This window comes from Lederbergia sp. NSJ-179, from assembly GCF_022867885.1.
Classification (GTDB): domain Bacteria; phylum Bacillota; class Bacilli; order Bacillales; family Bacillaceae_C; genus Lederbergia.
On the sequence record NZ_JALIFP010000013.1, the window covers coordinates 52,789 to 71,094 of the forward strand.

At 39.5% G+C, this 18,306-nt stretch carries 14 protein-coding genes; all 14 read left to right on the plus strand.

Annotation, left to right across the window (positions count from 1 at the left end; all coding sequences use genetic code 11):
• Nucleotides 1-165 precede the first annotated feature (165 nt).
• Nucleotides 166-867, plus strand: coding sequence for a PIG-L deacetylase family protein (locus MUB24_RS11655; RefSeq protein WP_244704191.1), 702 nt, complete (start codon nt 166-168; stop codon nt 865-867).
• A gap of 15 nt (nt 868-882) precedes the next feature.
• A complete protein-coding gene (locus tag MUB24_RS11660) occupies nt 883-2,031 on the plus strand; it encodes an exo-beta-N-acetylmuramidase NamZ family protein (RefSeq protein WP_244704193.1) in 1,149 nt (382 codons plus the stop codon).
• 175 nt (nt 2,032-2,206) lie between these two features.
• A complete protein-coding gene (locus tag MUB24_RS11665) occupies nt 2,207-3,103 on the plus strand; it encodes a MurR/RpiR family transcriptional regulator (RefSeq protein WP_244704195.1) in 897 nt (298 codons plus the stop codon).
• Between the two features lie 179 nt (nt 3,104-3,282).
• Complete coding sequence (locus MUB24_RS11670; protein ID WP_244704197.1) at nt 3,283-4,377, plus strand: hypothetical protein; 1,095 nt, start codon at nt 3,283-3,285, stop codon at nt 4,375-4,377.
• A gap of 223 nt (nt 4,378-4,600) precedes the next feature.
• The gene (locus MUB24_RS11675) at nt 4,601-5,320 is read left to right on the plus strand and encodes a GntR family transcriptional regulator (protein ID WP_244704199.1); all 720 of its coding nucleotides are present in this window, start codon (nt 4,601-4,603) and stop codon (nt 5,318-5,320) included.
• A gap of 65 nt (nt 5,321-5,385) precedes the next feature.
• Nucleotides 5,386-6,546: an SIS domain-containing protein gene (locus MUB24_RS11680; RefSeq protein ID WP_244704201.1), complete on the plus strand. Its 1,161-nt coding sequence runs from the start codon at nt 5,386-5,388 to the stop codon at nt 6,544-6,546.
• Between the two features lies 1 nt (nt 6,547).
• Nucleotides 6,548-7,399 carry a tagatose-bisphosphate aldolase subunit GatY gene (gene gatY / locus MUB24_RS11685; protein WP_244704203.1) on the plus strand — a complete coding sequence of 284 codons (852 nt, stop codon included), beginning with the start codon at nt 6,548-6,550 and terminating at the stop codon, nt 7,397-7,399.
• Between the two features lie 8 nt (nt 7,400-7,407).
• Nucleotides 7,408-8,340, plus strand: a complete 933-nt coding sequence (pfkB, locus tag MUB24_RS11690) for a 1-phosphofructokinase (protein WP_244704205.1) — start codon at nt 7,408-7,410, stop codon at nt 8,338-8,340.
• A 115-nt stretch (nt 8,341-8,455) separates the two neighbouring features.
• Nucleotides 8,456-10,102: a DUF4091 domain-containing protein gene (locus MUB24_RS11695; RefSeq protein WP_244704207.1), complete on the plus strand. Its 1,647-nt coding sequence runs from the start codon at nt 8,456-8,458 to the stop codon at nt 10,100-10,102.
• A 59-nt stretch (nt 10,103-10,161) separates the two neighbouring features.
• Nucleotides 10,162-11,328, plus strand: a complete 1,167-nt coding sequence (locus MUB24_RS11700; RefSeq protein ID WP_244704209.1) for a Gfo/Idh/MocA family protein — start codon at nt 10,162-10,164, stop codon at nt 11,326-11,328.
• Between the two features lie 281 nt (nt 11,329-11,609).
• Nucleotides 11,610-12,836: an MFS transporter gene (locus MUB24_RS11705; protein WP_244704211.1), complete on the plus strand. Its 1,227-nt coding sequence runs from the start codon at nt 11,610-11,612 to the stop codon at nt 12,834-12,836.
• A 472-nt stretch (nt 12,837-13,308) separates the two neighbouring features.
• Nucleotides 13,309-14,664 (plus strand): ABC transporter substrate-binding protein, encoded by a 1,356-nt coding sequence (locus MUB24_RS11710; protein WP_244704213.1) that lies wholly within the window; start codon nt 13,309-13,311, stop codon nt 14,662-14,664.
• Between the two features lie 2,060 nt (nt 14,665-16,724).
• Nucleotides 16,725-17,435, plus strand: coding sequence for a carbohydrate ABC transporter permease (locus MUB24_RS11715; RefSeq protein WP_244704215.1), 711 nt, complete (start codon nt 16,725-16,727; stop codon nt 17,433-17,435).
• A 4-nt stretch (nt 17,436-17,439) separates the two neighbouring features.
• Nucleotides 17,440-18,273 carry a carbohydrate ABC transporter permease gene (locus MUB24_RS11720; RefSeq protein ID WP_244704217.1) on the plus strand — a complete coding sequence of 278 codons (834 nt, stop codon included), beginning with the start codon at nt 17,440-17,442 and terminating at the stop codon, nt 18,271-18,273.
• The last annotated feature ends 33 nt before the right edge of the window (nt 18,274-18,306 follow it).

The following is an 18,306-nucleotide window of genomic DNA, read 5'->3' on the forward strand; positions in this document are numbered from 1 at the left end:
GATGACCAATGAAGAGAGTGTTATCTTGAACAAGATTTTGTCGTTTTTCACAAACTTTCAAATCTATCATTGTTTACCCGTGGAGGCTGTTCCTTTCATAGCATAGGACATGAATTGACATTAACTTTTAAATGAACCAGTAAATTTCAACAAGGAGGAATTATGATGAAACTAGCGTTAGTAGGAGCCCATTGTGGAGATGTAGAACTTCAAGCAGGTGCGATTGCCCATAAATATGCAAAGGCGGGACATGAAGTCACTTTTGTTCATTTAACAGCGGGGGAGAAAGGAAATCCGCCTCATATCTCGGTTGAAGAATATCGTGAGCAAAAAATAAAAGAGTCTGAGAAGGTTGCGGAAATACTTGGCGTAAAGACGATTACGTTGGATTATAAGGATGCAGAGTTAACCTTTAATGACGAGATTGTAACACGAGTGGCAACCTTATTAAGAAGGATTAAACCGAATGTGGTGATTACCCATTGGGAAAATAGCATCCATTCCGATCATGCCCTTTGTTACAAAATTGTGCAAGCGGCGCAATTAAAAGCAGGACTTCCTGGTTTTGACCTCGAAGGACTAGCCCCCCATTATTACGGGATTTATCATAGTGAGAATTGGGAGGATATGGAAGGCTATGTTCCCGATATTTTTGTCGATGTTTCGGAGGAATTTGACATATATTTAGAAGCGTTGTCCCAGTATTGGTTTATTATGAATTCCTCCTCTTTCCGTTATTATGATTATTACAAAGCATTAGGAACAGTCCGAGGATGTTTAAACCGGACTCAATATGCGCAAACGTTAAAATTTCCTACTGGGGCTAATGTTCGAAAAGGCGGCTCTATCCCAGGCTATGAATTATAAGAAAGTGGTGAGAGGATGAGAATCGGCCTAGACCTATTTTTGGAAAAACACTATCAAGCTTTTAAAGGAAAGCGGATCGGCCTATTAACCAATTTAACTGGTGTGAATAAAAAGCTTGTTCCAGCAATTGATTTGTTTTTTGAACATGAGGATATTGATTTAACGGCTCTATATGGACCAGAGCATGGCATTCGCGGAGATGCAAAAGAGGGAGAGCAAGTGGAATCATCGGTAGATCCGTACACAGGCCTCCCTGTGTATAGCTTGTACGGGGCATCGAAAAAGCCTAGTAAAGATATGCTCGATCCTGTTGATGTTGTTGTTTTCGATTTACAAGATATTGGCTCAAGATATTACACGTATATTTATTCTATGGCTTATGTAATGGAGGCCTGTGCTGAATATGGAAAGGAATTTGTTGTTCTCGACCGTCCCAATCCGATTTCAGGAGTTCCAATGGAAGGAAATTTGGTAGAAAAGGATGTTCGTTCCTTTGTCGGTCTTTATCCAATTCCTAACCGGCATGGAATGACAGTTGGAGAGATCGCTCAATTTTACAAACATGAAATGGGCATAGACTGTGAATTGATCGTTATTCAAATGGAGGGATGGGAAAGGCAGCTTTATTATGATGAAACTGATTTATTTTGGGTGCCGCCTTCCCCGAATACAACCGGACTGGATATGGCGATTTTGTACCCCGGTACTTGTTTGATCGAGGGAACCAATTTATCAGAAGGAAGAGGAACAACGAAGCCGTTCGAGTATATTGGTGCGCCTTTTATTGATGGTTACCGGCTCGCAAAAGCCTTCAACCAGAAACAATTGTCGGGGGTTTTGGCTCGTCCGATTTCTTATGTACCGAATGCACAAAAATATCAAGGTGAAGTATGTCAAGGGGTCCAATTGCATATCGTTGGTCGAAAATCCCTTCACTCTTTGCAAGCAGGGTTAACGATGATAGAACTTATTGCTAATATGTATCCAAACGATTTTCAATTTACTCAACACCAAAATGGAAAATACTTTTTCGATCTATTAGCGGGCACCAAGAAATTGCGTGACATCATTTTACGGGGACAAACAGAAGCGTTTTTGGAAGGCTGTCAAGTCCAATTGGAACAATTCCGAAAGCAAAGACAACCCTATCTTTTATACAAATAGGGACGAAGACGATGACTCAGCGCCTTTTGAATGTTTTACGATTGTCAGGGAGCCTAGAGAATGGTAGGATTTTGTTTATACGGTGGTTATCAGGGAATCATTTTCTCCTTTTTGGTTAAAAAAGGGTTCTCTATAATTATGTAATGAAAAAAACATTGAGTTAGGATGGAGTCGTATGTCATATGCAACGGGTGGTTTGGTCATGCTTTCCGAGATGCTTTCAAAGCTGCCTCCATCGGAAAGAAAAATTGCAACCTATATGTTGGAAAATCCAAGGGAATCGATTTCGTTAACAGCCAGTGAGTTGGGAAAAAGAAGCTCTACCAGTAGCGCGGCAGTGATTCGATTGTGTAAATCTCTTGATTTAAAGGGATTACAAGAATTAAAGCTTCGAATCGCAGGAGATTTACAAAAAGCGCCTACTCAAGAAATTCGGGATATCGAACCGAATGAATCTAAGTATTCGATTATTGAGAAAATGACATCAAACAGTATCCAAACATTAAAAGAAACAGCCGAACTGTTAAGTGCAGAAGAGTTATCTAAAGCGATCGAAGCCATCGAGAACGCGTCGACTATTCATCTCTTTGGTGTAGGGGCTTCCTTTATAAGTGCAGAGGATGCCCAACAAAAGTTTTTAAGAATCAATAAAAATGCGCTCGCTTTTAATGATCTGCATATGGCCGCCACAGTTGTAGCGAATGCAAGAAAAAATGATGTTGTGATGGGTATTTCTTTTTCAGGTGGTACGTTCGAAGTGGCGAAAATTTTGGAATTGGCAAATAAACAAGGGGCAACAACGATTAGTTTGACAAAATATGGTTCATCCATTGTCTCGGAACAGGCAGATATTCGCCTATACATTTCAGCGACAAAGGAGCCTACTTTCCGAAGTGGGGCCACCTCTTCTCGAATAGCCCAGCTCCATGCTATCGATATCTTATTTATGTGTGTAGCTTCACAACAATATGAAGCAGCCATTCATTCCATTGATGAAACAAGGGAAGCCATTCATTTTATTAAAAAGAGTCAATCGGGGCGCACGCGAAAGCAGAGTTCAGCGAATGAATAAAGCATCCATCCGCATGACAATGAAGGATAGAAAAGACGACATGATGGAGAATTCATGCCGTCTTTTTGCCGTCTCAAAAAATGATGAATCACATAGTGAAAAAGCGCGTATGAATGACAGAAACAAGATTTTTAGCATAGGCTAAAGTGGAGGCACTTCTTCAGAGAGGAGATGATGGAATGAGCGGAAGGATTTTACGCTATTTTGCTGGGGGAAATACAGCTAAAGGCTTTTATAGTTTATATGATTCTAATTTGGCTCACTTGGAAAGAGTATTGCTATTGACCGGTAGATCTCAGACAGAAAAAACAGAATTGATCGAGAGGCTGCTGGAAAAATGGGAGGACGATACCGTATCTGTAGAAATAATACACAGGGCAAGCCACCCGGATCAGATCGAAGGCTTTATTATTCGTGAGAAGGGATTTGCGATTGTGGATGCTGATCCTCCTCGTAGGATTGGGAAGGAGTATGTGGGGCCACAATGGGAAACGATCGATCTTGAGCAAGCAGACCGAGCGAGCCAATGGGTAGACATTCAAAAGGAAATAGACTTATTACAAGGAAAAATCAAGGAACAATATGAAAAAGCGTATAAGGCATACGCAAGAGCTCTCCGCATCCATGATGATTGGGAAGGTATCTACATTGGGAAAATGGATTTTGCCAAAGCAGATCGGGTGACAGAAGAACTTTTATCCAACTTGTTTCAAGAGACGGAAAATCAGACCAGGAAGGGGACGATTTTGCGACGCTTCTTAGGAGCGGCTACCCCTGTTGGAGCTGTTGATTTTGTTGATAATATTACGGAAGACTTGCAAGCTAGATTCTTTTTAAAAGGGCGGGCAGGTACAGGGAAATCAACCTTACTAAAAAAGATCGTCACTGAGGCCGAAAGACGCGGGTATGATCTTGAAGTTTATCATTGCGGTTTTGATCCCGGAAGTCTTGATATGGTCGTTGTTCGTGAATTGGGTTGGACCGTATTCGACAGCACCGCCCCTCATGAATATTTTCCGGATCGACCAGGTGATAGCGTAATTGATATGTACGAACTTGCTGTTGCGCCTGGGACAGACGAAGCATTCGCAGAGGAAATTGCCCATATTGAAGCAAAATACCGCGAACAAATGAAGTTAGGGAAAATTCATTTGGCTGAGGCGCAGAAATTTCAGGATCAGTTAGAAACCCTATACATGGATAACAGCAAACATAATCCATCTAATCCGATTTACCATGAACTCGAAAAGTTGATTGATGAGTACATGAAATGACTAGCCAATCCCCCACTTGAAACATAGAGGGGGGATGGATTTATCCAGATTGCTTAGCGATGCTCAAAGCGCTATGCCGCCGCGACCTTCTCTGTTCTTTTTTCTATGAAATTCATCCAACATCTTTCATTCTCGTTCATAAGATGGTAAAATGGACATACTGGTCATAACAACATACTTTAAGGATGTGTTTGCCTACTTGGCTAGATGAAGGAGAAGAAGAATGATGCAGAAAGATAGTCGCTTGCCCCTTTATTATCAATTAATGGACAGCATTGTAGAGAAAATTGATTCAGGGGAGCTAAAGGAACATGATAAACTTCCATCAGAGCGCGAATTATGTGAGATGTACAATGTCAGTCGCACAACGGTAAGGCAAGCGATGCAAGAATTGGAAAAAGAACATTATATTTATAAACAGCACGGAAAAGGCACGTTTGTCTCAGCGAAAACGATTGATCAAAGTCTTGTAAAGTTTTATAGTTTCACAGAGGAAATGAAAAAAATCAATAAGGTCCCTACCACAAAGGTCTTGGCGTTTGAAAAAGTCTCCAGTGATGCTTCACTCGCCAAAAGAATGAGACTTTCTGAAGGGGAAGAGTTATATAAAATTACAAGACTAAGGCTAGCGGACGAAGTCCCTATGCTGTATGAGATTTCCTATCTGCCTGTAGCAAAATTTCCTGATTTAAAAGCAGAGACTTTACAAAAGCAGCCAATGTATACGATATTTCGCGATCTTTACCACGTTCAAATCACAAAAGCAAAGGAACGTTTCCGATCCGTGCCAACTTTGCCAAAAGAAGCAGGATTTCTGCAAATTCAAGAGGGGGAGCCTAGTCTTTTAATTGAAAGGCTTACCTTTGAAAATGACATGGTGATTGAGTATACATACACCATTGCAAGAGGAGATAAATTCACCTATTCAGTAGAATTAACCTAGCAGTAGGTGAATAGCTTCATTCACTATCTGGTCATGATGACATTACATGAGAGGAAGGATATACGTTGAATAAAGTTAAAAGTGAACAGACTCATACTAGAAGAGAGATTGAGCAGCAACCAGATTTATGGATAAAAGTCATTAAGCAATTTTCCGAAGAAAAAGATAGAATGGAACAATTTTTTAAGACACTAGCAGAAAAGCATCAGGATGCTCGAGTGGTTTTTTCAGGGGCAGGTACAAGTGCATTTATCGGAGAAACAATTTATCCTTACGTTCGTCGAGCAATCAGAAATAAAGGTTGGGACGTAGAGGCGATCTCAACAACCAATTTAACAGCAACCCCTCATTTATTCTTAGATAAAGAGATTCCTACGATTTTGGTTTCTTTTGCTCGTTCCGGAAATAGTCCTGAAAGTATCGCGGCTGTGGAACTCACCGAAAAGCTTGTGGATGAATTTTATGAGATTACGATTACTTGTAATCAAGAAGGGGCTCTTGCAAAAAGGCAACAGGGGGAGGACCGGCAACTTGTGCTTATTCTCCCGGAAGAGGCCAATGATAAGGGATTAGCCATGACAAGCAGCTATTCGACGATGGTTTTAACCGCTTTATATCTATTTAGTGAAAATAAAGCAGGATTTGAGCAGGCTATCTCAGATATTTCCGCTGCTGGAAAAGAAATGCTGGATATATGCACCGGAATGATTCCGAGTTTGGTAGAAGAGAATACTTCTCGAGTCGTTTATTTAGGATCAGGGGTATTTGAAGGGTTATCGAGAGAATCGTCCCTGAAATTTTTAGAGTTAACAGCCGGTAGATTTCCAACGATGTTCGATACTTCTTTAGGATTCCGTCATGGTCCCAAATCGATCCTAAGTGCTAATACAATGGTTGTTGTGTATCTGTCTAACCATCCATATACAAGAAAATATGATCTTGATATGTTGAAGGAAATTTATGCAACAGAAGAAAGAGGGAAGATTGTAGCTATTTCTGGTATCGAGGATTCTGATGTTGAAAAATACAGTGATTACCAGATCACCCTTCCTTTATCTGAAAAGGAAGATGTCGATCTTGTCTTGCCTTATGTGATTTTTGCCCAATCATTTGCCTATGAGAAATCACTTCATAGTGGAATTTCACCCGATAATCCGTCTCCAACAGGTGTGATTAGTCGAGTTGTCGAAGGTGTAAAAATTTATCCTTTTGAGGGGGAAAAATAAGATGACCGATTCATCTAAGAATCTTTTTCAACTAGCACAAGCTGGAAAATACGCCATACCTGCCTTTAATGTCCATAATTTGGAGATTACAAAGGCAGTACTTGAAACAGCTCAAGAGATGCAATCCCCTGTTCTTCTAGCTGCGACACCAGGTACGGTTAAATACATGGGAGAGGAATTCTTAATTGGCATGATGAAAGCGGCTAGAAAGAAATATACCATTCCGTTTGAAGTCCATTTAGATCATCATGAGAATGTAGCTGATATCAAGAGAATGATCGATATGGGAGTAGGTTCGGTGATGATTGATGCCAGTCATCACCCATTCGAAGAGAATATGAAGATTGTCAAGGAAGTTGTCGATTATGCTCATCCAAAGGGTGTCCTTGTTGAAGCAGAGCTTGGTCGTTTAAGTGGCATTGAAGATGATATGAGTGTCGATGAAAAGGATGCGATTTATACTAATCCTGACCAAGCAAAGGAATTTGTGGAGCGGACGGGTATTGATACTTTGGCCGTTGCAATTGGGACAGCCCATGGTTTATATAAAGGGGAGCCAAAGCTTGACTTGGAACGTCTGCAGGAAATTCGCGCAGTAGTCGATATTCCGCTTGTTTTACATGGAGCTTCCGGTATCCCAGATGCTTTGGTCCATGAAACAATTCGTCTTGGCATTTGTAAGGTGAATGTGGCAACGGAGTTAAAGAACGCTTTTGTTGCTGGTTTAAGAGTATATTTATCAGCACATCCTGAAGAAAATGATCCACGCAAATATTTTAGTGAGGCCATTACTGATCTTAAGCGAGTGGTGGCAGATAAAATTACGATGTGCCAAAGTGCACAGAAAGCGTAGGTCAAAAGATGATTGTTACTGTCACTTTAAACCCTGCGGTCGATATTTCCTATAAAGTGAATCATTTTCAAATTGGTCATGGCCACCGAGTAGAGGCTGGCAGGAAGACGGCAGGTGGAAAAGGGTTAAACGTATCTCGTGTGTTAAAAAAGTTAGGAGAGACCCCTATATGTACAGGCTTTTTAGGTGGACATAATGGAGAATGGATTGAAGATCAGCTTAAGCAAGAAAAGTTGGATCATGCCTTTATTGCGATTGCGGAAGAAACGAGAACTTGTCTCGCTTTTCTGGATGAAGAGCAGGGGACTCAAACTGAATTGATGGAAAGGGGGCCTGTGATATCCGCGGAAAAACAGGAAGAGTTTGAAGCGATTTTTAAGGAATTATTGGGAGAAGCAAGCTTCGTTATTGCCTCTGGAAGTCTTGCTTCTGGTATTCCTAATACTTATTATCGCGACATTTGTGAATGGGCACATGCCGCGCATATTCCTGTTCTATTGGATACAAGCGGGGAAGCTCTGAAAGAGGGGATTGCCGGAAAACCGTTTTTAATTAAACCGAATCAAGAGGAATTATCGCAATATATGAATCTACCACAATTAAGTTTTGAGAGCCAAGTCGATGCGGCAAAAGCGATTTGTGCTCGCGGAGTGAAGTATGTGCTCCTCTCGCTTGGAAAAGATGGCGCTATTCTGGTTGAAGAAGGTAGAGTGCTGAGAGCTGAATTGCCGGCAGTCAAGGTTGTCAATCCAGTTGGTTCAGGGGATAGTATGATAGCAGGAATGGCTTATGCTCTGCAAAGAGGATACCCGCTTGCAGAATGCCTTAAATGGGCCTGTGCATCTGGGACAGCGAATGCGATGGAGCCAGAAACAGGCATGATTCAGCCGCAGATCGTACGAGAATTAGTAGCAAGAATAAACGTTCATGAGGAAATATAGGGGAGGTGTTCCAAAAGGATTTTTTTCAGGACTTTTGGAAAAACCCCATGAAACGTATTGACAGCGATTTCGAGTTTTTGATAGATAAGCTCGAACATGAAAGGAGACCGTTATCATGCAATTCCAATTAACCGATTCTTTGGAAAAGGTTTTTCCGAACATTCAGCCGAGAGTTTTGGCGAACAATGCCTTTACTGTTTTTCAAAAAGAGCAATTTTCATTCCAATTAGCTTATTACAACAAAGAGACAGAAAATAAAATGATTCAGCTTCAAGTCGGAGCTGCAGATGATATTGAAGTTGCCCTCAGTCATGTAAAAAAGGTGCCGTCTGAATTACCGGCTTATCCAGACCGGCATGATGCCAATTATTTATCAACAGAGCCAGGGTTGTACCCGGATTTCCTTGAGCCCATCTCTACGCAGGAAATCGTTTTAGAAACAGACGGTTGGAACGCCATATGGGTGGATGTGCAGCCTGGGAATTCCGTTTCAGGGAAGCGAGCGGTTCAGATTACCGCGCTCGATCAGGAGGGGGAACCTCTTTATCAGGGTGTTGTCTATATCCGCGTTCTTCCTTATGAACTCCCTGAGCAAACCTTAATTCATACGGAATGGTTTCATGCTGATTGTTTAGCAGATTACTATCAAGTGGAGGCTTTTTCTGAAGATCATTGGAAAATAGTCGAAAATTTTATTCAAATGGCAAGTGAAAATGGCATCAATATGATTCTCACTCCGGTTTTCACACAGCCATTGGATACGGAAGTAGGTGGGGAACGAACAACGGTTCAATTGGTGCGAATGGCTTATGAGGATGGGGAATATAGTTTTGACTTTTCTCTTTTAAAAAGATGGCTGGAGATTTGTGAACGTCAGAGAATGAAATATATTGAAATCGCCCATTTATTTACGCAATGGGGGGCGGAATTCACCCCGAAAATAATGGTAGAGGAGAATGGGCAGTTAACAAAGAAATTTGGCTGGCATGTGCGGGCAGACAGTGAAGAGTATCGAGAATTTTTGCAAGCCTTCCTCCCGGCATTAACAGATTTTTTGAAGGAAAACTGGTCACAAGCGCATGTTTATTTTCATATTTCGGATGAGCCTAGTAAAGAAAATCTACCGATGTATTCGAAAGCGAAGGAATTGGTAGAGCCTCTTTTGAAAGGGTTTCACATCATTGATGCCTTAAGTGATTATAACTTTTACGAGCAAGGGGTGGTGGCAAAGCCAGTAGTGGCTTCTAGCCATATCCAGCCTTTTCTAGAGCATCAGGTTTCTGGGCTTTGGACCTATTATTGCTGCTCGCAAAATGTCGGTGTAAGTAATCGTTTCATGGCGATGCCTTCTGCAAGAAATAGAATCATTGCGACGCAGTTATTTAAATATGACATTGAAGGGTTTCTGCAATGGGGATATAACTTTTATAATAGCCAATTTTCGAAAGAGCCCATTGATCCTTATAAAATGACCGATGCTAAAAAGGCCTTCCCGTCCGGAGATCCCTTTATCGTGTACCCTGGGAAAAATGGAGAAGCATTAGCCTCCATTCGGTTAAGGGTATTCTATCAAGCTTTACAAGATTTACGTGCCTTCCAATGGCTTGCAGAGTTAAAAGGAAAAGAAGTGGTACTTGAGAAAATAGAGAAACAGGGAGAAATAAGTTTTACGAAATATCCACAAGAGCCGAGCTATCTATTCGAATTACGTGAAGAAGTCAATCAAGCGATTGAAGAGGCTTTACGCTCATCCAGTAATTGAGACTAAAAGTTTCAATGGAAATAAACAAAATTCGTATAATTTATTCGGGAGTGATAAGTATGAGACAAGTAAGAATGGGGATTATTGGAGCAGGTTTAAGAAGTGGTATTGCTAAAAACTGGCATGCTCCAAATGAAGAATCGATTGTTGTGGCTGCAGCAGATGTTTCAGAGGAAAGATTGGCCAAATTTAAACAAGAGATTAATCCAGACGCATTTGTGACAACGGATTATCAGGAGTTATTAAAACAAGATGATATTGATGCTGTAGCTGTTCTTTCTCCAGATTATTTACATGAAGAGCATGCCATTGCCGCTTTAAAAGCAGGCAAGCATGTGTATTGTGAAAAGCCTTTAGCCATTACGGTCGAGGGCTGTGATCGTATTATTGAAACAGCCAAAGAAACAGGGAAACATTTGATGGTTGGTTTTAATATGCGCTATATGAGTATGTTTCAGACGATGAAAGGGATCGTGGATTCTGGGATCATCGGTGATATTAAAGCAGTTTGGGTTCGGCATTTTGTCGGTCTTGGCGGTTATTTTTACTACCATGATTGGCATGGATTGAGCCGGAACACGACTTCCTTACTGTTGCAAAAGGGATCCCATGATTTGGATGTGATTCATTGGATTACAGGGAAATATACCCAAAAAGTGTCCGCATTTGGCAGTCTCGATTTCTTTGGAGGGGATATGCCCAATACGTTAACATGCCCAGAATGTGATCTAAAGGATACTTGTACCGAATATAGTCCCCATACATTGACGCAATGTGCTTTCCGTGAAGAAATTGATGTGGAAGACAATAATATGCTGATTATGGAGCTAGAAGGTGGGATTAAAGCTTCCTATCTACAATGCCATTTTACGCCTGATTATCAACGAAACTATGTATTTATCGGAACAAAAGGAAGAATGGAAAACTCCGAATTAGAAGGAAAAGTGTATGTAAAGACAAGAAAATCAAATTCTTGGAATGAGCTTAGTGACCAAACCTATGATATTAAAAAAGAGAGAGGCAGTCATGGAGGAGCAGATCCTAAGATCACAAAAGACTTCATTAATCTAGTTTTACACGATAAACAACCATTAACCTCTCCTGTTGCAGGAAGAATGAGTGTCGCGGTAGGTTGTGCGGCAACAGAATCGATTCGTGCAGGCGGGAAGGTAGTGGAAATCACAAAAAGTCCTGTCATTGAGCAGAGTTTAGAGGAAAGCAAATAGTCAGAAGGACGTGTGAAGGATAAATTGGGGCCGGATGGTAACGAGAGGCCAATAACAAGTGAGGTCGTGGTGAGGCCAGGGCCTTTTCTCTCACTAGCTGTAAGGCGTTAAAGTGAGATGTTCGCAGGATGTGCAAGTCGAGAACGCGTAGCTGTTGTCACGCTCATAGCCGATCAACTAGATTCAAACGCTTAAGTTTTTCCGCAAAAATAGTTTGCGAAAACGAGGATCGACTATTAGAATAGCCATATAGCCTCTACAGTCGGGAGAGATTGACATCTATGCAAGCAAATATCGCGAAAAAAGGTCCGGTCATCACCATTGCCATCATTACAGCTATTAGTTTATTAGGTAATGAGATGTTGTTTATTGTGTTGCCGATCTATTGGAAGTTTTTTGGATTAACGGCCTTGTGGCAAGTGGGAATCATTTTGTCCATGAATCGGATCATTCGCCTGCCCATCAATTCTGTTGTGGGATGGTGTTATCAAAAAATCAGCAAAAGAACTGGCGTTTTGATCGCCGTTATTCTTGCGATTATATCAACCTATTCATATGGAACTTTAAAAGGCTTCTGGCTTTTATTAGTAATGAGGATCCTTTGGGGCATCTCATGGTCATTCCTGCGTCTAGGAGGCTATTTAACAGTTATTTCTTCCAGTACTAGTCAAACAAGGGGAGAATTGATGGGGCTATACAATGGTCTTTGGGGATTAGGGACATTATTTGGGATATTAACCGGAGGTCTACTTGCTGAACTCATTGGCATTAAGTGGATCACAACAGCTTTCGCTATACTGGGAGCTCTTGCCCTTCCTATTGTCATTCGGTTTATTCCTAATACCTTGAGTGAGGTGAAATCCAATAAGAAGTCAGATAACAACACTTCTGTCCTTAAAAATAGCCATCATCTAAAAATATTAATGAACGGTTTACTTGTCGCCTTTATTGTGTATGGAATATTTTTTTCTACCATTAGCAAACTGATGGAATATCAGATGGAGCATAACTTCTTGATTTTAGGCTTTTCTTTAGGTGCGGCAGCGATCGCAAGCCTTGTGCAATCAATCAAATTGGGGTCTGATCCATTTGTCGCTCCTTTAGTTGGGAAATGGTCTGATTTAAAATTCGGCCGTCTCCCCATGCTTCTTTTTGCTTTTGGCGTTGGGACCGTCTTATTTATGTTGCTTCCCGTTTCTTTTCCGTTTCCGTTGTTCTTGCTCTTAGTATTTGCTTTTCAAATCATCGCGACTATTTTTATTACAACAAGTGATTCTATAGCGGTTCAGGCAGCGAATGGACCCAATGAAGTCAAGGTGATGACATATTATACATTATTCGTAGATCTTGGCTCCGCTTTGGGCCCTTTAATTAGCTATTTCGTCCTTGATTTTATTGGACTTGCCTGGTTATATTGGCTTTCAAGTATCCTGTTGTTGATGTCTTTTTTATATTGGTCTCGGGTATCTCGTCGTCAGAAGAAAGCACAGCTGGCAGAAATATTCTAAGATTCGAAAAAACAGCCTAGTGCAACACTGTTGAAACCATAAGGCACTAGGCATTGTTTATTTCCCACTCTATTTTGAAACTATAATTTATTATAAAACCTATTTTTCTATCATTTTCTATTCATCCTCTGTTGACAATAACGAAAAGGGTAGGTTATAGTGTAGTTGTAAGAATTATAATATTTTTATAAAATGTAAGCGGTATATGAATGCGTTTTCCTTGAGACTGAGATGATTCACTTTACAAGGGGGAGGAGATAGATAAATATTTTATAAGTTAAGTGGTAATGACATCATACCCTGGTGACATTTGTTATTTTAGGTGACAATTTTCCTTGTGGAAAATAAAAGTGATTTAGTCCTTTGGAGGGGAAATATCAAATCAGAAGTTTGAGGTAACGCAATGAATTATTTATTAAAGTATTAAAGTGCATATCTTGTTCTTAATTAAATATATGGGGGATGAAATTGTATGAATAGGTCGAGAAGAAATTGGGTGATGGGGCTGATCCTCGTTTCTATGGGTCTTTTTTTCGGGGCATGCACTAAATCTACGAGTGGAGATACGGGAAAAGGCGGAGAACAAAAAGAAAAAATTGTTGTTGTAAGTGATGAACAAGAAGGGACCCCCGACAATCCACTCACGATTAATGTTGCTTACCCATGGGAGGAAGAACAATTTAATGAACGCTTTAAACCAATCGAAGAGGCATTAGAAAATGTAGAAATTGTTTTTAATTCCTATAATGGTACAAGTGAAGGATTGCAAGAATTGTTCGCCGCCGATGTGGTTCCAGATATTATTATTTCATCTCCGGATGATATTGGACCGCTCGAAGATTTAGAGGCTATTTATCCACTTGATGATCTTGTGATACAAGAGGATTTTGATCTTGGCCGATTGAATCCATCTCTTGTTTCTCTTGTAAAAGGGTATGATTCGGAAAATCGATTAATCGGATTTCCGGATGGAACGGGACTGTTTGCCCTTTATTATAATAAGGAAGTATTTGACCTGTTTGGAGAGCCTTATCCTGATCCTAATAAACCAATGACTTGGCAAGAGACATTGGAACTTAGTAAAAAAATGACAGCCGAGCGTAATAATCAAATGTATATTGGGTTGCTATTTGGCGGATGGGGTTCGACAGGCGATTTAGCAAAGGTGCCCCTAAGAGAGTTTGGAATAGCTATGACAGATGCAAAATCCGGGGAAGTTTTGCTTACTAAAAAACCAGAATTTACGAGATACCTAGAGCTGATGCGAGAATATTATAACATTCCTGGGATGCGTAGTAAGGACGTACTGGAAAGTGATATGTTCGCACAAAAAGCAGCAGCAATGACGATTCATTGGCAGAATTATTTGGCTCAGGGCTGGGGTGATCTTGAATATCAAGAAAATATGGATTTTGCTCCTGTACCTGTTTGGGAGGATCAACCAACAATTGGTCCTCATCTTGGAACCGCTGCAATGGTTGTGACCTCTTACAGTAAAAACAAAGTAACAGCATTTCGGGTGTTGACAGAATATGTATCAACCAAAAGCCAAATAAATATTGTTAGTACAATGTCCTCTGGTCCTGCGGTCCTTGATCCCGAGGTGTTAGATAATTTTGGTGCAGAATTAGACCAATATAAAGATCGAAATACCAAGCTGTTCTTCGAACTTGAACCAGCAGAATTAGACAACTATAGTCATTTTGACCGTTATGTTCCATTTGATTTAACTAAATTTGCCGACTCCGACATAGATATACCTACCTTTTTACGTGAAGTGGAAGAAGAGGCTGAGAAAATTATTGAAGAAGCAAAAGTGAAAAACTAATTCAAAAATATATTGGGTCGAAGGGCTTTACAGTAGATGTGAGTTAGAAGCATATTCCAAAAAACAAGGGGGCATCATTTGTCGGGTATAAATTTCTCGTATTAAAAGGTTTTGGATGACAGTCTATTATTCTTGTTGTTCTTTAGGACAGCTGTAGTAAACGGGATATAGAAAAAACAGTAAACGAGATTGCAAATCTTTGGGATTAATTAAGAGAATGTATACAAAGATACCGCCTGATAACCTGGATTCCCGAAAAATACACTGTTTTATAACGAGGAATGTGATTATAAAGGGATTTAGACATATAAATCATCGTCACACATATTTTTGTATAACGAGAGGAAAAAGTTATTGTACCGGCACTTGTAGACTACCTCGTTATAAATTCCGGGAATCCAGATGATAAGAGCAAACTTGAAAGGGGGTGCAAAACTAATTTGTGTATAAAATTTAAAAAATGATAGAAAAGTGAAGTTTATTTGGTGTACTCTTTTTTAAATCTCCCCATTTTTTGATAAAACAAGGCTGAAGTGAGGTCCCTGGCGTTTTTTTAAAAAGAACTTTTGTCTGGGGCTCCTAGGTCATATCATATAGTGGGTGGGAATCCCATCAGGTTAGAGTTAGCCACTCGCCTGTAGCGAGTCTTGGAGGGTAGGAGGTAACTTCTATCTTTAAGCGTAGACAGTAAGATAAAGACTATTTTCCTGTCATTTTTCTATTATTCCTCTGTTGACAATAACGAAAGGGGTAGGTTATAGTTTAATTGTAACTAGCTTATAAGGTTTCCAAAAATGAAAGCGGTATATGTATGCGTCCTCACTTAGGTTGATATTAATGACTGTACAAAAAGGGGGAATGCGATAGAGAGAAGACTATATGTGAAGGTAATCTGGTAATGACATCATGTTGATAGGAGGATATTTTAATATAAGGTAATATTAATGGAAATAGCGCAATGATACATATAAAATTAATAGAAAAACATTCTTACAAACCATGTGGTAATGACATCATGTTGAGTAAATGGATTTTCAGTTGTACGATTTGCGGATGATGCCAGTTTTCTGTAAAACAAAGGTGCAAGCCCAAAGGCTTATAGAGCCGCTAAAAAGATTATAGAAGATGATCTTAAGCTCACCATGCATCCCGAAAAAACGAAGATCGTTCATTTGATGAAGGTTTCCGATTTCTTGGCATTGATTTCTGGAAGAACTATATGGTGCTCCCAGAGCAAAGAGTGAAGAAGTAGAAAGATAAAATAAGATATTTATCTAGGAGACAACAAGGCGAAAGCTTAGAAGAGGTGACCATAAACTAAATAAGGTCATACGAGGTTTTGCCAATTATTTTCTAGTCAGTAATGTGAAAGAAAATTCCAACGTCTGGACGAATGGATTTGTATGGGGGTGCGAGCTTTCATAAGGAAAAAGATACCAATGAAATCCAACTGGAGAATCCCTAATAAGTGCTAGCAAAAACTGGATTAGCCTCAATGGTTGACTTACTCACTAATCGTTCCTAATTCAGCAGTGAAATAAAGAGAATGTAAGAAAACCCGCTCTTGGAAATGGAGACTAACGAAGAGAAAGCCAGATGGGGGAAATCTGTACTTCCGGTTTGACGAGAGGTCGGAGGGTGAAAACCCTCATCCTACTCTATTAACCCGATTAAATAGCAATTACCACGAATGTATAAAAGTCTTAAAACCGAATCAGAAGTGATCGATGCAAGATTAAGAACAAATATACTAGATTATTTTCAATTTAATTTTATGGTAAAGCAACAGCCATTAATATTCGGAATAGAGGTTTTTAAAATATAGCATAGCTTAATTATATTAGTGTACATCATAAATTATTGAGTAAAAGAGGGTGATGAAATGTTCTCATCTAGGATGAAGGAAGATATAAAATTTTATCTATTTATTTCACCTTGGATAATTGGATTTTTGGCATTTTTTGTAGGGCCTACCTTGGTATCATTGATTTACAGTTTTGCTGATTATAATTCAATAACACCCCCCCAAATGGGTAGGCTTTCATAATTATCTAGGACTCTTGCACGATTCAATTTTTATAAAAAGCCTATTTAATACATTATATTTTGTCTTTATTGGCACACCTTTTGTTATAGCCTTTCAGTTGGCAACGGCTCTGATATTGAATATTGAGGTAAAAGGAATTAATATTTTTCGTACATTGTATTACCTGCCTTACCTGGTACCAATGGTTGCATCTGTTATTATTTGGATTATAATTTTTGGCCATACAGGAGTTGTAAATCAAATCTTAGGTCTTGTAGGGCTGGGTCCATTCGATTGGATCCAAAATGTGCATTTAATTAAACCGGTAATAATTGCAATGGGAATGTGGGCAGCAGGAAGTGGAATTTTGATTTTTCTAGCTGGATTAAAAGGTGTGCCAACACATCTTTATGAGGTTGCAAAAATAGACGGAGCTGGACCAATCAAACGATTTATTCATGTAACACTTCCGATGATAACCCCAACGATCCTTTTTTCAGTGGTTATGCAGAGCATTGCATATTTCCAGATGTTTACTGAATCATACATTTTAAATAAAGGTGGACCAGATTACGCTTCAACAACTTATTTGGTAAATACCTACAATACCGCCTTTAGAGATTTTGACTTTGGACTGGCCATGGCTCAGTCTTGGATATTGTTTATTATTATTTTAATAATCACATTAATTGTTATGAGGTCATCAAAAAGTTGGGTATATTACGAAGCGGGGAATGGGAGGTAGTATTATGAAAAGAAATCCAAGGATAGTTACCTTTTTACAATATTTAATATTGGTACTGGGGCTGGCTATCTTTGCTGGTCCATTGTTATGGCTTATTTCTACCATGGTGAAAACACAAGGGCAAATGTTGGTCTATCCTCCGGAGTGGATACCCAACCCAATAACGTTTTCTGCATTTTCTCGTCTTTTTGAAAAATTACCTTTATTTCCAAGTTGGATAATTAATTCATTTATCATTTCAACAGGTGTTGCAGTTGGAACAGTTATTTCCAGTTCACTTGTTGCGTTTGGATTTGCTAGAACGAAGGCACGCAACAAAAATCTTTTGTTTGTAGTTGTTATTGCAACGTTAATGATACCTCAGCAAGTTACTTTAATACCACTATTTATTATCTTTAAGAACATTGGTTGGTATGACACATGGTTGCCATTAATTGTACCTGCTTTTCTGGGGAATGCCTACTTTATCTTTTTGTTTAGACAGTTTTTTTTAACCATACCCTTAGAGTTGGATGAAGCAACCTATATGGATGGTGGAAATTTATGGACAGTATACAAAAGTGTGGTTATGCCACTTTCTGTTCCAATTTTAATAACTGGGTTTATTTTCTCCTTCGTTTTTTCTTGGACAGACTTTTTTACACCTTTTCTATTCCTGCAAACTCCAGAAAAATATACATTGAGTGTTGGATTAGAGCTATTGGTTGGAACACAATCACAAGATATTCCTTCGTTAGCTGCAGGAGCCTTTATAAGCTTGTTACCTATTGCTGTTATATATTTCTTTGCGCAAAGATTTTTCGTGGAAGGGGTGGTTTTAACGGGAACAAAAGGTTAAAAAGAGATTTATAATCAGTAAAAATGGGCTTTA